At 37.6% G+C, this 20,424-nt stretch carries 17 protein-coding genes and 1 pseudogene; 13 read left to right on the top strand and 5 right to left on the bottom strand.

Annotated features, from left to right (window positions below):
• Positions 1-18: 18 nt before the first annotated feature.
• Both carB and H7254_RS16145 read right to left on the bottom strand, forming a co-directional pair.
• Positions 19-2,898: a carbamoyl-phosphate synthase large subunit gene (carB, locus tag H7254_RS16150; protein ID WP_301933947.1), complete on the bottom strand. Its 2,880-nt coding sequence runs from the start codon at positions 2,896-2,898 to the stop codon at positions 19-21.
• A gap of 299 nt (positions 2,899-3,197) precedes the next feature.
• Positions 3,198-3,494: a hypothetical protein gene (locus H7254_RS16145; RefSeq protein ID WP_301921323.1), complete on the bottom strand. Its 297-nt coding sequence runs from the start codon at positions 3,492-3,494 to the stop codon at positions 3,198-3,200.
• Positions 3,495-3,548: 54 nt separating this feature from the next.
• On the opposite strand from H7254_RS16145, the gene H7254_RS16140 reads away from it, so the two are divergent.
• The 6 genes and pseudogenes from H7254_RS16140 to H7254_RS16115 all read left to right on the top strand — a co-directional run bounded on the left by H7254_RS16140 (position 3,549) and on the right by H7254_RS16115 (position 10,632).
• The gene (locus H7254_RS16140; RefSeq protein WP_301933946.1) at positions 3,549-5,264 is read left to right on the top strand and encodes a M23 family metallopeptidase; all 1,716 of its coding nucleotides are present in this window, start codon (positions 3,549-3,551) and stop codon (positions 5,262-5,264) included.
• Positions 5,265-5,319: 55 nt separating this feature from the next.
• Positions 5,320-5,790: a thioredoxin-dependent thiol peroxidase gene (gene bcp, locus H7254_RS16135; RefSeq protein ID WP_301933945.1), complete on the top strand. Its 471-nt coding sequence runs from the start codon at positions 5,320-5,322 to the stop codon at positions 5,788-5,790.
• A gap of 183 nt (positions 5,791-5,973) precedes the next feature.
• Positions 5,974-6,390: pseudogene (locus H7254_RS16130) on the top strand (GxxExxY protein).
• Between the two features lie 137 nt (positions 6,391-6,527).
• A complete protein-coding gene (locus tag H7254_RS16125; protein WP_301933944.1) occupies positions 6,528-6,821 on the top strand; it encodes a DUF4157 domain-containing protein in 294 nt (97 codons plus the stop codon).
• A 55-nt stretch (positions 6,822-6,876) separates the two neighbouring features.
• Entirely contained in the window at positions 6,877-9,717 is a 2,841-nt protein-coding gene (locus H7254_RS16120) for a S8 family peptidase (RefSeq protein WP_301933943.1), read from the top strand.
• Between the two features lie 87 nt (positions 9,718-9,804).
• Positions 9,805-10,632 (top strand): M57 family metalloprotease, encoded by an 828-nt coding sequence (locus H7254_RS16115; protein ID WP_301933942.1) that lies wholly within the window; start codon positions 9,805-9,807, stop codon positions 10,630-10,632.
• A gap of 67 nt (positions 10,633-10,699) precedes the next feature.
• On the opposite strand, the gene H7254_RS16110 is transcribed toward H7254_RS16115, so the two are convergent.
• On the bottom strand, positions 10,700-11,482 hold the full coding sequence (locus tag H7254_RS16110; RefSeq protein ID WP_301933941.1) for a biotin--[acetyl-CoA-carboxylase] ligase: 783 nt from the start codon (positions 11,480-11,482) through the stop codon (positions 10,700-10,702).
• 145 nt (positions 11,483-11,627) lie between these two features.
• On the opposite strand from H7254_RS16110, the gene rsfS reads away from it, so the two are divergent.
• From rsfS to H7254_RS16080, 6 genes are all read left to right on the top strand, one after another.
• A complete protein-coding gene (rsfS, locus tag H7254_RS16105; RefSeq protein ID WP_301921316.1) occupies positions 11,628-12,032 on the top strand; it encodes a ribosome silencing factor in 405 nt (134 codons plus the stop codon).
• Positions 12,033-12,094: 62 nt separating this feature from the next.
• Positions 12,095-14,173, top strand: a complete 2,079-nt coding sequence (gene ftsH, locus H7254_RS16100) for an ATP-dependent zinc metalloprotease FtsH (protein ID WP_301933940.1) — start codon at positions 12,095-12,097, stop codon at positions 14,171-14,173.
• Between the two features lie 4 nt (positions 14,174-14,177).
• Positions 14,178-14,795: an LUD domain-containing protein gene (locus H7254_RS16095; RefSeq protein ID WP_301933939.1), complete on the top strand. Its 618-nt coding sequence runs from the start codon at positions 14,178-14,180 to the stop codon at positions 14,793-14,795.
• A 54-nt stretch (positions 14,796-14,849) separates the two neighbouring features.
• Positions 14,850-15,608 carry a UDP-2,3-diacylglucosamine diphosphatase gene (locus H7254_RS16090; RefSeq protein WP_301933938.1) on the top strand — a complete coding sequence of 253 codons (759 nt, stop codon included), beginning with the start codon at positions 14,850-14,852 and terminating at the stop codon, positions 15,606-15,608.
• Positions 15,605-16,423 carry a hypothetical protein gene (locus H7254_RS16085; RefSeq protein ID WP_301933937.1) on the top strand — a complete coding sequence of 273 codons (819 nt, stop codon included), beginning with the start codon at positions 15,605-15,607 and terminating at the stop codon, positions 16,421-16,423. Before H7254_RS16090 ends, H7254_RS16085 begins: the two co-directional genes overlap by 4 nt.
• A gap of 27 nt (positions 16,424-16,450) precedes the next feature.
• Positions 16,451-17,602 carry a mechanosensitive ion channel family protein gene (locus tag H7254_RS16080; RefSeq protein WP_301933936.1) on the top strand — a complete coding sequence of 384 codons (1,152 nt, stop codon included), beginning with the start codon at positions 16,451-16,453 and terminating at the stop codon, positions 17,600-17,602.
• 27 nt (positions 17,603-17,629) lie between these two features.
• Here the strand turns inward: H7254_RS16080 and H7254_RS16075 are convergent, their stop codons facing one another.
• Together H7254_RS16075 and H7254_RS16070 are read right to left on the bottom strand one after the other, a co-directional pair.
• Complete coding sequence (locus H7254_RS16075; protein ID WP_301933935.1) at positions 17,630-18,151, bottom strand: MerR family transcriptional regulator; 522 nt, start codon at positions 18,149-18,151, stop codon at positions 17,630-17,632.
• A gap of 60 nt (positions 18,152-18,211) precedes the next feature.
• Positions 18,212-19,183, bottom strand: a complete 972-nt coding sequence (locus H7254_RS16070) for a M23 family metallopeptidase (RefSeq protein ID WP_301933934.1) — start codon at positions 19,181-19,183, stop codon at positions 18,212-18,214.
• 237 nt (positions 19,184-19,420) lie between these two features.
• Here H7254_RS16070 and H7254_RS16065 point away from each other — a divergent pair.
• Positions 19,421-20,424, top strand: a 1,004-nt coding sequence (locus H7254_RS16065) for an alanine--tRNA ligase-related protein (protein ID WP_301933933.1), incomplete at its 3' end; no start/stop codon positions are given.

Genomic DNA, 20,424 nt, shown 5'->3' with positions numbered 1-20,424 from the left:
CGATCTGTTAATTGTTCTTTACTTGCTCAAATGCATACTCCGCTCTTTGTATAGCTGCCTGAAATACGGATCACGCAAGTCTTTTATAAAGCGGATGGCCTCGCCCGTACTTTTCATCTCAGGCCCTAATTCCTTACTAACACCAGGAAATTTATTAAAAGAAAAAACAGGTTCTTTAATGGCGAAGCCTTGTAGCTTTTTATCGTAGGTAAAATCTTTTACTTTGTTTACGCCCAGCATAATTTTGGTGGCAATATTCAGATAAGGTATCTGGTACGCTTTTGCAATAAACGGCGTGGTACGGCTTGCTCTTGGATTGGCTTCTATTACAAACACATTACCATCTTTAATGGCAAACTGTATATTGATCAATCCTTTTATATTTAGCTTCCGGGCTATTTTTTCTGCATAATGTTCCATCGTAGTCACTATCAATGGCGACAGGTTAAATTGTGGCAACACGGCATTGCTGTCCCCGCTATGAATACCGGCAGGTTCAATATGTTCCATCACACCCATGATGTGAAAGTCTTCTCCATCAAATATGGCATCAATCTCCGCTTCCTGGCAACGGTCTAAAAAGTGATCGATCAAAATTTTATTACCAGGTAAATGTTTTATCAAACTTAAAATACCTTTTTCAAGATCCTCATCATTCAGCACAATCCGCATACGCTGTCCGCCAATTACGTAGCTGGGACGTATTAACACCGGGTAACCAACTACTTTGGCTACTTCAATGGCTTCATCCGTATTAAATGCCGTGCCGTAATTTGGATAAGGAATACCGAGTTCTTTCAATGTATCACTAAACCTTCCCCTGTCTTCCGCAATGTCCATACTGTCAAAGGAAGTACCGATAATTTTAATACCTTTTTCGTGTAGTTTTTTTGCCAGTTTCAACGCTGTTTGTCCACCGAGTTGTACAATGATACCTTCGGGTTTTTCGTGCTCAATAATTTCCCATAAATGTTCCCAAAACACGGGTTCAAAATATAATTTGTCAGCAATATCAAAATCAGTAGATACGGTTTCGGGATTGCAATTTACCATGATGGCTTCGTAGCCAGCTTCTTTTACTGCCAGTAAACCGTGTACACAACAGTAATCAAACTCAATGCCCTGGCCAATTCTGTTAGGGCCACTACCCAAAACAATTATCTTTTTCTTTGCAGAAACTACAGATTCGTTGGAAACTAATAAAGCAGCGGAATCTGTCTTTTCAAATCCCTCCTTGGAGAAAGGAAGCGCCGCCTTTTTTTCAAACGTTGAATAAAAGTAGGGTGTTTTAGCTTCAAATTCGGCACTACAGGTATCTACCATTTTAAAAACCCTGGTAAGGCCCATTTCTTTTCTGCGGTTGTAAATAAGTTCCGCATCGTCTTCCTTCATAATCCGGACAATCTGTTCATCGCTGAAGCCTAAAAATTTGGCTTGCGTCAGCAATTCACCGGGCAATGTTTTCAGATCGTATTTAGCAATTTCTTTTTCACAATCGCAAATCTTTTGTATCTGGTAAATAAACCAACGGTCAATACCCGTGCTTTCGCAAATACGTTTAACGCTGGCTCCCGCCATCAGCGCATCTTTTATACGAAACACCCGATCCCATTTTGGTATTTTGATGTATTCAATCAACTCATCGGCATGCATTAAACTTTTACCGTAATAACCCAATCCAACGGCTTCATTTTCCAAACTCTGACAAGCTTTTTGTATTGCCTCAGCAAAGCTTCTTCCAATTGCCATAACTTCACCCACGCTCTTCATTTGAAAACCAAGTGTATCATTGGCACCTTTAAATTTATCAAAATTCCAGCGGGGTATTTTTACAATCACATAGTCCAGCGCCGGCTCAAAATAAGCCGATGTAGATTGCGTAATCTGATTTTTTAATTCATCCAGGTTATACCCAATCGCCAGCTTGGCAGCAATTTTTGCAATCGGGTAACCGGTAGCTTTACTAGCCAATGCAGAGGAACGGCTTACCCTGGGATTTATTTCTACCACAATCAGGTCTTCTGTTTGCGGATTAAGTGCAAACTGTACGTTGCAACCGCCGGCAAAATTACCCAACGCACGCATCATACGAATGGCTGTGTTACGCATCAACTGGTAGGCAGTATCGCTTAAAGTCATGGCTGGTGCTACTGTTATACTGTCGCCTGTATGCACACCCATCGGGTCAAAATTTTCTACTGCACAAATAATTACCACATTGTCGTTGTTATCCCGCAGCAATTCCAGTTCAAATTCTTTCCATCCCAGCACGGCTTTTTCAACCAATACTTCATGTATGGGCGATGCGGTTAAACCATTGTTCAAAGCATCATCCAGTTCTTCTTTTTTAAATACAATGCCGCCGCCGGTTCCACCAAGTGTAAACGAAGGACGTATTACCAATGGAAACCCAATTTCCTGTGCAAATTCCTTTCCTTCTAAAAAAGAATTCGCTGTTCTTGCCAGACAAACCGGTATGCCCATTTCAATCATCCATTGGCGGAATTTTTCCCGGTCTTCTGCTTTGTCAATGGCTTTAATATCAACCCCAATCAACCTTACATTAAATTTTTCCCAAATGCCCAGCTCGTCTGCTTCCTTGCAAAGATTTAAAGCCGTTTGCCCGCCCATCGTAGGCAGCACCGCGTCTATTTTATTTTCTTCCAGTATTTGCTCAATGCTCTCCACCGTTAATGGCAGCAGATAAACCCTGTCAGCCATCATCGGATCGGTCATAATGGTGGCAGGATTGCTGTTGATCAGGATTACTTTAATCCCTTCTTCCCGCAAGCTACGGGCGGCTTGTGTGCCGGAATAATCAAATTCACAGGCTTGTCCGATAATGATTGGGCCTGAGCCGATAATAAGTACTGAGGTAATGGAATTGTCTTTTGGCATAATGTATTGCCTTCTACAGGCGTGCAAAAGTAAGGGACTGAGCGGAAAAAATGAAATGAGAAAAATTATAAATTGAAGTGGTAATAAACCAAGGGTGATTTTTAAACATTTTTTATACCAGCTAATATTTTCATAGCATCATTCTTGCGTCGCAATCCGTTCATCGGTTGTACTGCTATTTGGCTTTTATTAAAGCGTAGTTAAGATCAAAAATTATTCAGCAACGCAATAGCATAGCCCCTGCTAAATTTTTTTAACAGCTACTCCAGTCAATCAATCAATCAATATAAAAGAAATCTTTACGAAGGCGTAGAAGTAGGACTATCTTTTTTACCAAACAAATCACCGATTGTCTTTTCAGCATCGCCCAAATGCTCTTTTAAAGCCTCTGCACCTTTGGTTTTTAATTCTTCAAAATAATCTTTAGCTTTATCAAATGCGCCTTCTGCTTCATCTTTCATTTTGTGTGCCTTGTCTTTTAAATCGCCTGCCAGTTTTTCTTTTTCTTCCGGCGTCATGGTCATATATTTTGCTCCGGCCAATGCTGCGGCAGCCCCCAATAAAAAAGTAGCAATGTGTTTTGAATTTACGCTCATGGTAATAGTTTTTACTGTTTTTTTACAATTAAGTTTGCATATTTATTATACACTATGAATGTACATAAACTAATTGCGGTATGGTATTTTTTAATAATTTTTATTTCCGCCCATGCCCAGTTTTTTCCGGCTAAAAAGTATCCACAAAATTATTTTCAATGGCCGGTTATTGCCAAACATGCACTGGCAGCCAACTTTGGCGAATTAAGACCCAATCACTTTCACATGGGGCTGGATTGTAAAACAGATCAACGGGAAAACGTACCCGTGGTAGCTGCTGCGGATGGGTATATTGCAAAAGTAAAAATAGAATCTTTTGGTTTTGGCCGGTGTATTTATATCAATCATCCCAATGGACTTACAACGCTGTACGCACACTTAAATGAGTTTTATCCGGCGTTAGAAAAATACATTACCACGCAACAGTACCAGCTACAAAGCTGGAAAATATTTATTGATATTCCCGAAGGATTATTCACTGTAAAAAAAGGACAGGAAATTGCGTACAGCGGCAACACCGGCGGCTCGCAGGGACCGCATACACATTTTGAAATACGCGATACCAAAACTGATAAAGTTTTAAATCCATTGCTTTTTGGCTTTCCGATTGCAGATAATATCCCTCCGGATATTTTGCGTTTAGCGGTTTACGACAGGTGCATCAGCACTTACGAACAAACGCCCAAATTTTATCCAATAAAAAAAATAAATGGCGTTTATATAACTACGCCAGCAGTACTTGTTTATAATACAGATCGGGTAAGTTTTGCTATTACGGCTTACGACCGCTATACAGGATCTACCAACAAAAACGGTATTTACCAGGCTGTTTTATCGGATGATGAAATTCCGGTTATCGGCTTTCAGATGGACAGTATAAGCTATGACGAAACCAGGTACCTTAATGCACATATTGATTACAAACTGCGCAGTACAGGCGGCCCTTTTGTACAACACCTCAGCAGATTGCCTGGTTATACCAGGGGCATTTACAAAGAGGCTGCCGGAGACGGCGTGATTGATTTAGAAAATGACAAAGTACACCAAATAAAAATTGAAGTAAAAGATGCCAATGGTAATATGTCTGTTTTAAAATTTGGAATAAAAAGAGGCGCAGAACAAGAAAAGCAATCTGCTGCTGATACCACCTTAACGCATCAGCAAAAAGAATTCCATCCCGGATTTATTAATATTTTCGAAAATGAAAAACTTCATTTTTTTCTGCCCGAAATAAGTTTATACGATTCTTTTAGGTTTAAATACAATGAAATAATTCCAGCTGCAGGATTTCCGGTTTATCAAATACACAATACTACTGTTCCGCTACAAACCATGTTTTCTGTAAAAATAAAAGATACTACTGCTACGCATCCAGATAAAATGGTAATGCACCGCTTTGCAAATAATAAAAATGATTATGCCAGGGCCAAATATGAAAATGGCTGGTACAAAGCAAGTTTCAGGGAATTTGGTAATTTTCAATTACTGGAAGACACTATACCTCCAACAATTACACCCATTGGTTATAGAGAGGGAATGCATGCTGGTAAACTAAACAGGCTTGCTTTTGTTATTACTGACAATACAGAGGAATTGGTAAATTTTACTGCATTACTTGATGGTAAATGGCTGAGGTTTAGTAATGATAAAGGCAAAACTTTTATATATAAATTTGATGAGCATTGTTTACCTGGCAAACACGAACTTAAAATAAGTGTTGCAGATTGTGTTGGAAATACAACAGAAAAAATTTATCATTTTACCCGGTAAAAATATTTTTTTATAAGTAAGCTGCAATAAAATACCCAGATATAAATACACTAAAATGACTACATTAATAGAAGGCAAGAAAGCCCCCGTCTTTAAAGGCGTTCATCAAAATGGCGAAAAAATTTCTTTAACAGATTTTAAAGGAAAAAAAGTGATTCTTTATTTTTATCCTAAAGATGATACGCCCGGTTGTACAGCACAAGCTTGTAATTTAAGGGATAATTATGCTGTGTTGTTACAAAAAGGATTTACCGTGATTGGTGTTAGTGCAGATCCGATAAAATCCCATAAAAAATTTGAAACTAAATATAAATTACCGTTTCCGCTCATTGCTGATGAAGACAAAAAAATTGCAGAACAATATGGCGTATGGGGCGAAAAAAAATTCATGGGCAAAACGTATATGGGAATTACCCGTACTACTTTTTTAATTGGGGAAGAGGGTAAAATAAAAAAAATTATCAATAAGCCAGACACTAAAAACCATACCGAAGAAATTTTAAATGCCTGGAATGAAATTGGCTAGTGAAGTAAATTAAAAATATAAAATCATATTCCTGGGAGTCCAGGGTTTAAATCCTGAAACACATGAACACCTGCACATCGCACACATAGAAAATACATTGAGAATACTGTATGTTTTCGATGTGTCTATTTGATAAAAAAGTTAAATGGAAATACTGTAAATTTATTTTGTCAATATAAATTTATGTTCGTACCTAAAAAATTACTGAACGATCTTACATATGAAATTATCGGTGTAGCAATCGAAGTTCACAAATACTTAGGTCCCGGTTTACTCGAAAGTGTTTACCAGAGCTGTATGTACGAAGAATTCAGGGTTATGGAAATTCCAACTTAATCCCAGATGGTTGTCCCAATCGATTACAAGGGCTTGATGATTGATGCATTGCTAAAATGCGATTTTTTTGTTGATGAGCTGATAGTAATTGAATTAAAATCTGTAAATATAATTTTGCCTGTGCATGAAGCCCAGTTGATAACCTATATGAAACTACTAAGTGCGCCGAAGGGTATCCTGATCAACTTCAATGTTACCAATATATTTAAGGAAGGACAAAAAACATTTGTAAACGAGTATTTCCGGGATCTTCCCGAATCTTGATTTCACAATTTAGAAATTGAAACACAAAAATACTTAAACCACATAGGCATATAGGTTACATAGAAAATGCAAAAGGAAAACTATGTTTGCTGTGTGCCTATGTGGTGAGATATCGAAGGTTACTTAATAAGAATACTTTGAATGAACAATTTACCATAAAAGAAAATTCATGGCTGGCTAAAATTGCTGCTAAAAAATTAAATACTTCTGCTGTTGCGATGGTGTTGGGTAGCACAATTCATTTATACAATACCAGCAAAGCTGCATTTTTACAAAATGAAAAATGGGTTAAACATGAGTTGTGCCACATCAGGCAATACAGGCAACAGGGCATGGTAATATTCATCATAAAATATTTATGGGAGAGCATGCGAAAAGGCTATTACAACAACCGGTTTGAAGTGGAGGCAAGGGCTGCTGAAAATGAATAGTTGTATATTTATTCTTTATTTTCTTTCCATGCTTAGTTTTTCAAAGTATCTTTTTATGTTATTTTTTGTTGCGCTTGTGTCAGCAAATTTTGGAGCATCAGCGCAACAATCTGCGGCAAAAGCGCAAGCAGTGTTTAGAGATTTTATAGATGCAGACTCTTTATCAAATTCTAAAAATAATCATCAGTTTTTTATTGGTTCTTTTTCTGTTGAACAAATATCAGATTTGCATAATAATAAAGCCATCCAAATACAACGGCAATTAAACGATTCTGTTTTCATAGTTACAGCAAATAAATTATTGTTTTCTACCCTGGGTCAAACTTCTTTTGGGTGGTTAAAAAAGGCTTCTGCAAACTGGAAACTTTCATCCACATTGTTATTGCAACAAAAAAATAAACAGCTTTTTTTTCCTGCAGCTTTTTTAATAAGTATTCTTCCCGGAACCCATCTAGCTGAAAGAAAAAAGGAAAAAATACTGGAGTTAAAAACAACTTCTTCAACAAATATTTTTATTGCAACAGTTAATACTACAGATGCGTTCAACGAATTGTTACAAGATGAAAGCGTGGTTTTTATAGGGGCTTACAACAGGCATCCAACCGAAGAATTGCAAATAAACGACCTTGATTTAAGTGTAAATAAAATTAACCTGCTGCACAGCCGGATGCCCTTTTTAAACGGTGAAGGCACTACCATTTCTATTAAAGAAAATTTACCCGATACAACGGATATTGATATTGCCGCAAGGTATCTTTATAATCCATTGGCAGCAACGGTTGTTTCTTCGCATGCCTCCATAATGTCTACCATGGCGGCTGGAGCAGGTAACAGTTACTATTTGGGTAAAGGTGTTGCCAGTGCTGCAACCATCACTTCTTCTAACTTTAGTAACCTGTTACCTGATGCCGATATTAGTTATCAGCAAACGCATATTTCCGTACAAAATCATTCCTATGGCGTAGGCATTGAAAATTTTTATGGAGCCGATGCTGCGGCTTATGATGCCAGCGCTTTAAAAAACGATACAGTTTTATTTGTTTTTTCTGCCGGTAACTTTGGCAATTTAGCAGCTACGGGTGGTAATTATGCAGGCTTAGCTGGCCATGCAAATATTTCAGGAAGTTTTAAAATGGCGAAGAATATTATTACAGTTGGTGCGGTGGATTCTTTTGAAACAGTTGCCAATGCAAGTTCCCGAGGGCCCGCTTATGATGGAAGAATAAAGCCGGAAATCGTTGCTTATGGAGAAGATGGCACATCGGGTGCTGCTGCGCTGGTATCCGGCACTGCTGCAGTTTTGCAACAGGCTTATGCTGCTGCACACGGGGGCAACCTTCCTTCATCTGCTTTGCTTAAGGCAATTCTTTTAAATAGTGCAGATGATGTGGGGCCTTCCGGGCCAGATTATACATCAGGTTATGGTAATCTAAATGCTATAAAAGCACTAGAAGACCTAACGGGAAACAACTTTATTTCAGGCAAGGTGGCTAACAATGAAAGCAAAGAATTTTCAATTACAATTCCTTCCGATATCAGAAAAGCCAAATTTATGTTGGTGTGGAATGATATGCCAGCAGTGCCCAACGCCTATAAAGCACTGGTGAATGATCTTGATATGGAACTACAATTGCCAGCTGCCAACCAATTGTGGCAACCCTGGGTACTAAATAGTTTCGCCAATGCAGATTCACTATCCGCATTACCTGTTCGCAAAAGAGACAGCTTGAATACTATTGAACAAATTACCCTTGATAACCCAATAGCAGGCGATTATAAAATTGTTGTAAAGGGTTTTAATATAAGCAGTAGAGATCAGTCATTTTACATCGCTTACCAGCTTGATACCACCAATCTTTTTTCATGGAATTTCCCTTCGGCTACAGATAATTTATTTCCTGCTTCGGCAAATATTGTCCGTTGGAATACCGATAGGCCCACTGCCAATGCACATTTGATGTACAGTATAGATAAAGGAAATAACTGGTATTTGATGGACAGTTTAATCCACACAAGTAATAAATACTATTACTGGAATGTGCCTGATACCAATGCGCTGGCCATTTTAAAAATGCATACCAGTGCAGGTGATTTTTTAAGCGACACATTTACGATCAGTAAAAAATTAGGTTTTAAAACTGGCTTTAATTGTGCAGATTCTGTATTATACTTCTGGAACAAATTGCAAGGAGTAAGCAGCTACCAAATTTATAGTTTGCAAGGTAAATACCTTCAGCCCGTTGCTACCACTACCGATACTCAATTTGTGTTTAATAAAAAAAATTTGCCTTACCGGCAATTTGCTGTAGCACCAATATTAAATGGAAAAAGTGGTGTAAAAAGTTACACCACCGATTATACAATGCAGGGTGTTGATTGCTACATAAATAATTTTCTGACCGATCTTCAAAATGATAATACAGCCAAGATCTTATTGCAAACGGGAACAGATTACTTAATAAAAAGAGTAGTGTTTGAAAAATTGCAGTCGGGAAGTTTTTTTGGTTTTAAAGAAATAACCAGTATCACAGGATTACATTTTACGGCCACAGACACCAATCTTCAAAAAGGAGTCAACACCTATCGGGCACGTATTGAATTAAAAGATGGCAGAATCATCTATAGTTTTACGAGCAATATATTTTATTTCAATAATGCAGCTGTGGTAGTTTTTCCTAATCCCGTTATTCAAAATAATATCCTAACTATCCAAATGAGTGAATTACAAAATCAGCGTATAAAAATTATAGATATCACCGGCCGCACAGTTTACAATAAAAAGGCAACCTCTACAGCCCTAAAAATCCCATTCTTCTTTTCAAAAGGTATTTATTTTATCACTGTTTTTAATCCGGAAACCAGCCTGACAAACGTTTTAAAAATATCGGTAAATTGACAATGAACTATAATCAATTTTATAATTTGTTAAAAATTTTAACTAAATTACTATCGTAACTAATTATCAAAATTAAAAAATTAATTTATGAAGAAAGCCCTATTTAATTTCTTGCTCATATCCGGTATTCTAATAACGGTTAGTTCATGTAAAAAAACTTCTACAACAACTGTTAGTGATGACGGAATTTCTGCTGAAACAAAAGTAAAAATTGCCAATCTTGGCTTTGGCACAGGTAATGTTCAAAAAACAGACGACGGTTACCTGGTAGAAGGTGATATCAATTTAACAGATGAACTTTTAAACAGCACTCCCAGCCAGCTTTTACTACGGGTAGGTACCGCAGAGCAATACCGGACTACTAATCTGGTTACAGTGGGATTACCTAAAACATTCAAAATTTTAGTGAGCAATTTAGGTCCTGCTTTTGAACAAGGAACTGACCTGGCAATTAGCAGATACAATGCTTTGGGTTTAAAAATATCTTTTCAAAGAGTAACCACCGGTACCCCGGATGTTACCATTCTTGGATTTAATCAAAGAGCCAAAGGCGGTTATATAACATTAGGTTCGTCTGGTTTTCCTACCAATGGCGCACCATACAATACCGTTAAAATGAATACAAATGCGCAAGCTTATGGCACTAATCCAAATGTTAATTATGTAGGCAGTGTTATTCAGCACGAATTAGGACATTGTTTTGGTATGCGGCACACAGATTACTTCGACAGGAGCATAAGCTGCAGTGGTACAGCTACCAACGAAGGAGCTTCCACCATTGGTGCTATCTTAATTCCGGGTACTCCATCTTCAGCAACAAATGCTGCGGGTTCCTGGATGCTTGCATGTTCTAATGGTGGCGACCGCTCTTTTAATGCAGATGATATAACTGGATTGAATTACCTCTATAAATAATTTTTTTAATAAAATATATTTAATGAAAGAAGAAGGTTTGCCCGGGGGTTACCTTCTTCTTTCATTTTTACAAAAGCCATTCCACTTCTCCAAAATCAAAAAAATTGTCAATCAGGTCTGTTGTAAAAAGCAGCCCGTTTGCAGTAACTTCTTTCACAGTTGTGGCAAAAATAATATTGTCTTTTTTTAACCTCACCACTTCATTTTTTTTAAACAACCGCTCATTGTACTGCTGTAAAATTTTTTCAAAAGGCTGGGTTGATAATTCGTTCAGTTTTTGTAATACCAGCAAATGCAGTTGTTTTGCAAGCTCTGTTACCTCAAACTCTTTTCCGGTTATTTGTTTTAAAGAGATCGCATTGCTAAGCTCATTATTAAACATGGCCTGATTAATATTGATACCAATACCTACTACTGCAAATTTCCAAAACGTACCTGATATTTTATTCTTTGTTTTTTTATTAGCTGTAGTATCGCTTCCAATAACATTTTCAATTAATACTCCGCCTGCCTTTCTGTCACGCCAGTAAATATCATTTGGCCATTTTATTTTTGTTTCTTCTCCTGCAAATTGGCTAAAAAAATCAACACAAGCCAGGGCAACCGCAGCCGATAATTTAAATTGTTCGTTTACATATAGCTGAGAAGGAACAATTACAATACTAAGGGCAATATTTTGTCGGTTGCCTGTGTGCCAGTTTTTTCCACGCTGCCCTTTTCCGTCAGTTTGGATAAAAGAAAAGTATGCATCACCCTGCTTCGCCAAACCTGCATGAACTTTTGCCATGGCATAGTTGTTGGTACTGTCAACGGAATCTAAAACAACAAATAAAGGCTTGGTGTCTGGCATAATGCAACGATTGGTAAAGAATTAGTATTTTTGATAACAATTGCAAGCTACGTGCAGGCAATCATAAATTAAAACAATTTTACGTTCGTTTATAGGTATACAATGGGTAACAGTCTGTAAACAATTAATTAAAAAAGTATATAATTTGAACAATCTTACATTATTAGGCAACAGAAAAAAAAACACCATCACCCGGCTAACCAAAAACAGTAAAATTATTAAGGCAATTATTCACGCCATACAGGAAAAAAAAGGTGAAAATATTGTAAGTCTTGATCTTCGTAAAATACCTGAAGCGGTGGCAGATTTTTTTATCATCTGCCAGGCAAGCAATAATACTCAGTTAAAGGCCATTGCCGACTTTATTGAAGAAGACGTAAAATTAAAATGTGGCGAACCTCCTTACAAACATGAAGGAAAGCAGGCCCAGCAGTGGATACTAATTGATTATGTAAATGTAGTGGTACACATTATGTTACCTGAGCCAAGAAAATTTTATCAACTGGAAGAAATGTGGAGCGATGCTTCCGTAACCGAACACAACGATTAAATCATCAATAAAACTATCTTCAAAAAGATAGTAATCATAATAAATATTCTAAGCAAGCAAATATGTCAGAAGATAAAAAACCTGTATCGAAGAAAAAATTCAATCCGGATAGTATCCCGCCTATTGGAGATGATAATCAACAAAAAAACAAAAACCGTTTTAATATTTACTGGGTATACGGCCTTGTATTTGCGGGTATTTTAGCCTACAATGCCTACAGGGGCTTTGGGGTTTTAGGGATAGAGACCAACCAGGTAAAATTTACCGAACTGGTAAGGCAGGGTGATGTGGAAAGTATTAAAACCATCCGTAACAAAAAAATTGTCCGCGTATTTATAAAAAAGGACAGCCTTAGCAAAAAGCAGGATGTGTACCGCGCAATTATGGGCAAACAATATGATATTGATAACGCCTCTAAAGTTTTCGCCCCCCAACTATTTTTTCCAATAGTAGACGAAAAAACCTTTGCATCCCAGATGCAGGATTTTTATAAAAAATATCCCAATGTACCCGAAATTGCAGATTCACCGGATGATGAAGGTGAATTTTTTGGTCAATTGGTAACTACCCTCTTACCCATTTTATTAATAGGATTGTTGTTTGTAATGATGATGCGTAAAGTAGGCGGACCAGGCGGGGGCAGTGGAGGACCAGGCGGTATTTTTAATATCGGCAAATCGAAAGCAACCTTGTTTGATAAGGCTTCCAGGGTTAACATCAACTTCGGCGATGTGGCCGGTCTGGACGAAGCAAAAGTAGAGGTGATGGAAATTGTTGATTTCTTAAAAACTCCTAAGAAATATACTGCCTTAGGAGGTAAAATTCCAAAAGGAGCTTTACTGATTGGCCCTCCGGGTACGGGTAAAACGTTGTTGGCAAAAGCAGTAGCCGGCGAAGCGCAGGTTCCGTTTTTTAGTTTAAGCGGCAGTGATTTTGTAGAGATGTTTGTAGGTGTAGGTGCCAGCCGTGTAAGAGATTTATTTAAACAGGCCAGGGAAAAAGCTCCCTGTATTATTTTTATAGATGAAATTGATGCAATAGGAAGAGCAAGGGGAAAGAATATGATGATGAGCAATGATGAAAGGGAAAATACCCTCAATCAGTTGCTGGTAGAAATGGATGGTTTTGGAACCGATTTAGGTATTATTATTCTGGCAGCCACCAACAGGCCGGATGTACTGGATTCAGCTTTATTGCGTCCCGGCCGTTTCGACCGGCAGATAACGATTGATAAGCCGGATATGGTGGGCAGGGAAGCCATTTTTAAAGTGCATCTTGCCCCAATAAAAATTTCTACTACGCTGGATATTTATAAACTGGCGGAACAAACACCAGGTTTTGCCGGTGCAGATATCGCCAATGTTTGTAACGAAGCTGCTTTAATTGCTGCACGCAAAAATAAAGACGCAGTGGATATGAGTGATTTTCAGGATGCCATTGACAGGGTAATTGGCGGCCTGGAAAAGAAGAATAAAATCATCTCTCCCGAAGAAAAAGAAATTATTGCCTATCACGAAGCGGGCCATGCAATTTGTGGCTGGTTTCTAGAACATGCTTATCCGTTATTGAAAGTAACCGTTGTTCCACGGGGTTCAGCTGCATTAGGGTATGCGCAGTATACGCCAAAAGAGCAATATTTATACAATACAGATCAGTTAATGGATCAGATTTGTATGACCCTCGGTGGCCGTGCCAGTGAAGATATTTTCTTTGGAAAAATAAGCACGGGAGCCAGCAATGATCTGCAGCAAATTACTAAGATTGCCTATAGCATGATTACTGTGTATGGCATGAATGATAAAGTGGGTAATATTAGTTATTACGATCCCAACCAGGAGAATACATTCACCAAACCATTTAGTGAAGAAACGGGTAAAATGATTGATGAAGAAGTAAGAAATCTGATCAGCCTTGCTTACGTAAGAACTAAAGAGTTACTGATTGTTAAAAAAGCAGAAGTGGAATTACTTGCAAAAGAGTTGTTAAAGAAAGAAGTATTGTTTAAAAGTGATGTTGAAGCATTAATTGGAAAGAGGCCTTATGAAGAGAAAAAGGCACTGGGTATAAAACCAGAAGATACAGTTTCAACAGACCCTGAAACATCCATGCCTGAAGAATTAAAAAATCCACCGCAAATTTAGAAGGATGGCTAATTCAACAGCAAAAAAAAATATACTGAATAAGATAAAGCAGGCACTGGATACTCCGGTGCCTTTGCCTTTTGAGTTAAATAATGAAGCAGTAAACGTGTTTCAGCCGGCAAAGGAAGAACTGGAAATTATATTTGCCGAAGCCTTTACCAAATTACAAGGCAAATTTATTTTTTGTGCCGATGAAAACGAATTGCATGCACAGCTTCAGCTACTCATCAGCAGTAAAGAATGGATGAAAATTTTTTGTAATGAGGATCAATGGAATGTTTTATACAGCAATACCCTCAATCTTGAAAGTTGTGATGCAGCCATTACCGGATGCGAATACCTGGTAGCAAGAACGGGTACCATTGTAATGAGTGCCGCACAGCAAAGCGGCCGTACCGTAAGTGTATATGCGCCTATACATATCTGCATTGCTTTTACCAATCAACTGGTGTACGATATAAAAGATGCGCTGCAATTTTTCAAAGAAAAATACATCGCCATTCCTTCATTGATAACTTTTGCCAGCGGGCCAAGCCGTACCGCAGATATTGAAAAAACATTGGTTACAGGAGTGCATGGCCCCAAAGAAGTATATTTGTTTTTAGTGGATAAAACTGCTTAGGTTGTTTAAACAGTATCATCCATTCACCATGCAATTGAACCATAAAGAACAACAATGAATGCAGCCTTCAATAAAAATATTTATTTTTTGTCCGACTTTCATTTGGGTTCACCCAATGCAGCCGTGAGTTTGCAAAGAGAAAAAAGAATTGTTCAGTTTTTAGAAAGTATAAAAAATGATGCGGAAGAGATCTTCATTGTAGGCGATATGTTTGATTTTTGGTTTGAATACAAATACGTAGTGCCAAGAGGTTATACTCGATTATTGGGTAAGCTGGCAGAACTCACGGATGCAGGTATTAAGATTCATTTTTTTGTAGGCAATCATGATATGTGGATGCGGGATTATTTTCAAACCGAACTCAATATCCCTGTTTATTTTGAGCCCGCATTTTTTGAATTCAATGGTAAAAAATTTTTAGTGGGTCATGGTGATGGACAGGGCCCCGGAGATCATGGGTATAAATTATTGAAGAAAATATTCCGTAATCCTGTTTGCCAATGGATGTTTGGTATTTTACCTCCCTATGTTGGATTGGGTATCGCTAATTATTTTTCGCAAAAAAGCAGGGAACTGGCTAACAAAAAAGAAGAAGTATTTTTAGGAGAAGAAAATGAATGGCTTATTATTTATTCTAAAGAAGTATTACAAAAAGAACATGTGGACTATTTTATTTTCGGTCACCGGCATTTACCAATTGATTTTACTTTGAATGAAAACAGCCGCTATATCAATTTAGGCGAGTGGATAAATTTTGACAGCTACGCTGTATTTGACGGAACCATTACCACACTGAAATATTTCAACAAATGATGACAGGAAAAAAAATAATATTACTTTTTTACTTCAGCATTTTCACTGCTGTTTACGGCTTTGCGCAAAATGATTCTTCCTTTGTTTTTAAGAAAATTTACCCAGGTAATTTTTCTTATTTTACCATTGATAACCTTGATAATATTTATTTACTCAGCAATACCAATCAGCTAAAAAAAATAAGTCGCGATGGCGATTCGGTAGTTTTTAATGATGTGCGCAAATACGGAAAATTATTTTCCATTGATGCTACCAATCCGTTAAAATTGCTGCTGTATTATAAAAATTTTTCTACTATTGTTGTGCTCGACAGGTTCCTGAATATCCTCAATACCATTAACCTGCGGCAACAAAATATTTATAAAGTAAAAGCCATTGCAGCATCGTACGATAACCATATCTGGCTATTTGATGAGGGCGATGCCATGCTGAAAAAAATAGATGACAATGGGACGGTATTAATGAGCACGGTAGATTTTAGAAATATATTTGACAGCATACCATCCCCCGAACAAATTTTAGACCGCGACAAATTTGTTTACCTCTACGATACAGCAAAGGGATTTTATACATTCGATTATTACGGATCATTTAAAACTAGGATTCCCTTTTTAAACTGGAGCAGTATAGATGTAATAGCCAATAATCTATATGGTTTCAGCAATAATTTATTGCATCAATACAAACCGGGTTCTTTAAATTTAAGAGAATATGTGCTGCCTGTTTCTTTTAACAATGCCTTGCAGATAAAAGCGGGTAATAACAAATTGTTTGTATTACAAAAGGAAGGTCTGCTGCAATTTTTACTAAAATAGTATGCCGCATTGTAGTATTTTTATAACATGGATTTTTTAGACAAGGTTTATTTCGACAATACCCTCCGTAGCTATCTTGTTGTAGGGGGTACCATCCTGCTGGTGCTGCTTTTAAAGCGTTATCTATCCCGTTATATTGTGTCGCTGTTTTTCCGGGTTGTTAAAAAAGTATGGAAAACCGTAAGCAAGAAAAGTTTTGTAACTCTTGTTGTTGGCCCTTTTGAAAGATTTCTGGTACTGCTCATTTCTATATTTGCAATCGATAAATTAAACTTTCCGGATATCTTGTTATATACCTTGTATGGGCATACAACGGCTGATATTGTAGCCCGTATTGGAACTGGAATTATTATAGCATCTTTCATTTTGCTTGTTTTAAGAATGATTGATTTTATTGCTTTTGTACTGGAAGAAAAAACTAACCTTGCGCTGGATACAAGAGATAACCAACTGGTAGTTTTTTTACGGGATTTTTTAAAAGTGATCATTGGTATCATCGGTGTATTGCTGATTATTAAAGCCTGTTTTAATCAACCGCTTGGTAATTTATTAACAGGCTTAAGTATCGTTGGTGCAGCACTGGCCTTGGGTGCAAAAGAAAGCCTGGAAAATTTAATTGCCTCTTTTATTATATTTTTCGACAAACCTTTTTTTACAGGTGATACGGTAAAAGTGAATAACATTATTGGCAGGGTAGAAAAAATAGGGTTGCGCAGTACAAGGATACTCACTGGCGATAAAACCATTGTTACGATGCCCAATAAGCAAATGGTAGATTCTATTGTAGATAACTGGAGTATGAGAACCCAGCGGCGAGCCGAAATAATTCTGGAACTATCAGTAAAAACACCGGCCACCAAAGCAGAAAATATTATTGCAGAAACAAAAAAAATATTGGCCGAAAAAGAACCCCGTCTATTTTCTTATTCTGTTTTTTTAAAAGATATCAGTAAAAACGGAATGACGATCATGGCCGAATATTTTACCGATGCAATTGCTTTAAGTGAATTTGATACCTTAAAACAAACCATCAACCTACAAATAAAAAAATTACTGGAAGACAATACAGCCGAATTTTTCGGCGAGCCGGCTGTCATGGTAAGTAATAATAATGACCCAAAACAAAATCAACCGTCATCAACTCAAATAAATCAACCACCCCAAAATCAACTACTCTAAAATCAGCTGCCCCTGCGGTAATAGTTGCTATAAATTTGCTTTTAATTCATTTAAAAAATCTTTCAGCTTTTTGAGCGCAGCGATGGCTATAAATTTTTCATCAGAATTTTTGTTATGTTTTATAAATTCCTTGGCACCTTCCATGGTATATTTCCGTTCCCGCATTAAATGATAAATCAACTGAATATTTTTTATATCCTCCGGACGAAACAGCCGGTCGCCCTTGCCATTTTTTTTAGGCTTTAACACATCAAACTCATTTTCCCAAAGGCGTATCAACGATTGGTTTACTTTAAACATGGCCGCTACTTTACCTATGGAGTAATACATTTTTTGAAACAGAATTTCATCAGCCGGAATATCCAGCAGGTCAACACCAATGCTCATTTCCTTTAGACTCTTCCGGCCGCGGGTTGACTTTTGCTTAACATCCGTAATAGTGGCGGGCAATACAATTACCTTCTCTTTTTTTACAACAGACTTTTGCTCAGGCAACGGCGGTTGCACAATGGTATCAAAATCAAATGCTATTTGTGTTTGTACAGCCATGTATCAAATGGGATATAAAAATAAATTTTTTGCGGGTTATTGTATTTTCCCAGTCTCCTTTTAATCAAAACTTTTTGCACTTCCCGTTGCAGCAAGTTTTAATACGCGGTCGTACTGTTCTGCATTCAGGTCATTATAAAAAAAGTAAACGGGGTCAACCTTCCTTCCGTTAATATGTACTTCGTAGTGGCAATGCGGCCCGGTACTGGCTCCTGTACTACCTACCCAGCCAATCACCTCTCCCCGTTTCACCCGCTGTCCCTCTCTTGCTTTAATGCGCACCATGTGCATGTACACGGTTTCATATCCATAACCATGGTTAATAATCACATGGTTTCCGGTACCCGTTCCACCACCTGCTGTTGTAACTGTACCATCGCCGGTAGCATAAATGGGCGTACCCTGCGGTGCTGTAAAATCAAGCCCATTGTGCATTTTAGGAATGCCATAAATGGGATGAATTCTAAAACCAAAACCACTGGCAATTCTTGTAAGGTCTTTATTACTCACCGGCTGGATAGCAGGAATGCAAGCTAGTTTAGCTGTCTGGTTGTTGATTAGTTTTTCAATGGCAGCATAACTGTTAACCTGGTATGCAATACGGGCACTAATATTATTTAAGTCCAGCGAAATAGTTTTGCCCAATGCATCGTCACTTATCACATTTACTTTATCCAGTTCTTTCGATTTTTCCTGTAATTTAGCCCTTGCGCTATCCGGTAAAGGATTGGCTTCAAAAATAGATCGGTATACTTCGTTATCCCTTTTTTCTAAGCCCGCCATTTGCTCCTGCAAATTTTTTACCTTTTGTCCCAATGCGTTATAATTGTCTTTCATGATCTCTTCTTTCAATCTTGATTCCTTATCGGTAGGTTTCGGAATAAATTTTGTATACAACCATATTACCAGGGTAGAACTTACCAGCAGTGCAGAAAGAAATCCAAATATGCGTAAAAGCTTTACCCTAAAGGGGGTAACCAGCTTTTCATACCGCAATGTATTGATGTTATAATAGTATTTTATTTTCTTCATGCAAGCCTTACCCCGCCGGGGTTTTAATATAAAATTTATAATTGTTTTTTATATAAATGCAAAGCCGGTTATACGCGGATTTTAAAATTATAACAAATATTTGTACGATAATTATTTTGCGGTGCTCCTTGCATATAGCAAGGATAAGCTTTTCCTTACCTTTGCGCCACAGTTTTTTTTAAATCTTCAAATATAGACTGATATATTGCAAAAATCAACCCAAAATAGAAAGGTTTTATGATGACGAGTGTACAGATACGCAGACAGTTTCTTGATTTTTTTCAATCGAAGGGGCATACCATTGTGCCTTCTGCGCCCATCGTATTAAAAGATGATCCCACTTTGTTGTTCACAAATGCAGGGATGAACCAGTTTAAAGATTATTTCCTGGGCAATAAAAAAGCGCCTTATAGCAGGGCCGCAGACACGCAAAAATGTTTACGGGTAAGTGGCAAACACAACGACCTGGAAGAAGTTGGTGTTGATACCTATCACCATACCATGTTTGAAATGCTGGGCAACTGGAGCTTTGGTGACTACTTTAAAAAAGAAGCCATTGAATGGAGCTGGCAATTATTGACTGAAGTATATAAACTGGACAGGGATAAATTATACGTTACCGTTTTTGAAGGCGACGAAAAAGAAGGCCTGCCAAAAGATGAAGAAGCTTTTAACGAATGGAAGAAATATGTAGCCGAAGACAGGATTTTACTGGGTAATAAAAAAGATAATTTCTGGGAGATGGGCGATACCGGACCTTGCGGACCCTGCACAGAAATTCATGTGGATTGCAGGAGTGAGGAAGAAAGAAAACAGGTAGCTGGAAGTACGCTGGTTAACAACGATCATCCGCAGGTAATTGAAATATGGAACAATGTGTTTATCCAGTTTAATCGTAAAAAAGATAGCAGCCTGGAACCATTGCCCGCAAAGCATGTAGATACAGGGATGGGCTTTGAGCGTTTGGTAAGAGTAATACAGGGCAAACAAAGTAATTACGATACGGATATCTTTACCGGTACCATTGAAGCAATTAGTAAAATAGTTAAGAAAGAATATAGGGCTGGTGAGGATAAAGAAAGTATTGCTTTCCGGGTATTAGCAGATCATATCCGTGCCATCAGTTTTTGTATTGCAGATGGACAGTTGCCTTCAAACACAGGTGCAGGCTATGTTATTCGGCGTATACTTCGCAGGGCTGTTCGGTATTATTATTCTTATTTGGATTACAAGCAACCTTT

This window comes from Ferruginibacter sp., from assembly GCF_014377975.1.
Classification (GTDB): Bacteria; Bacteroidota; Bacteroidia; order Chitinophagales; family Chitinophagaceae; genus Ferruginibacter.
The sequence above is the reverse complement of the archived record's forward strand: the minus strand, read 5'-3'. Positions and strand labels throughout refer to the sequence as shown.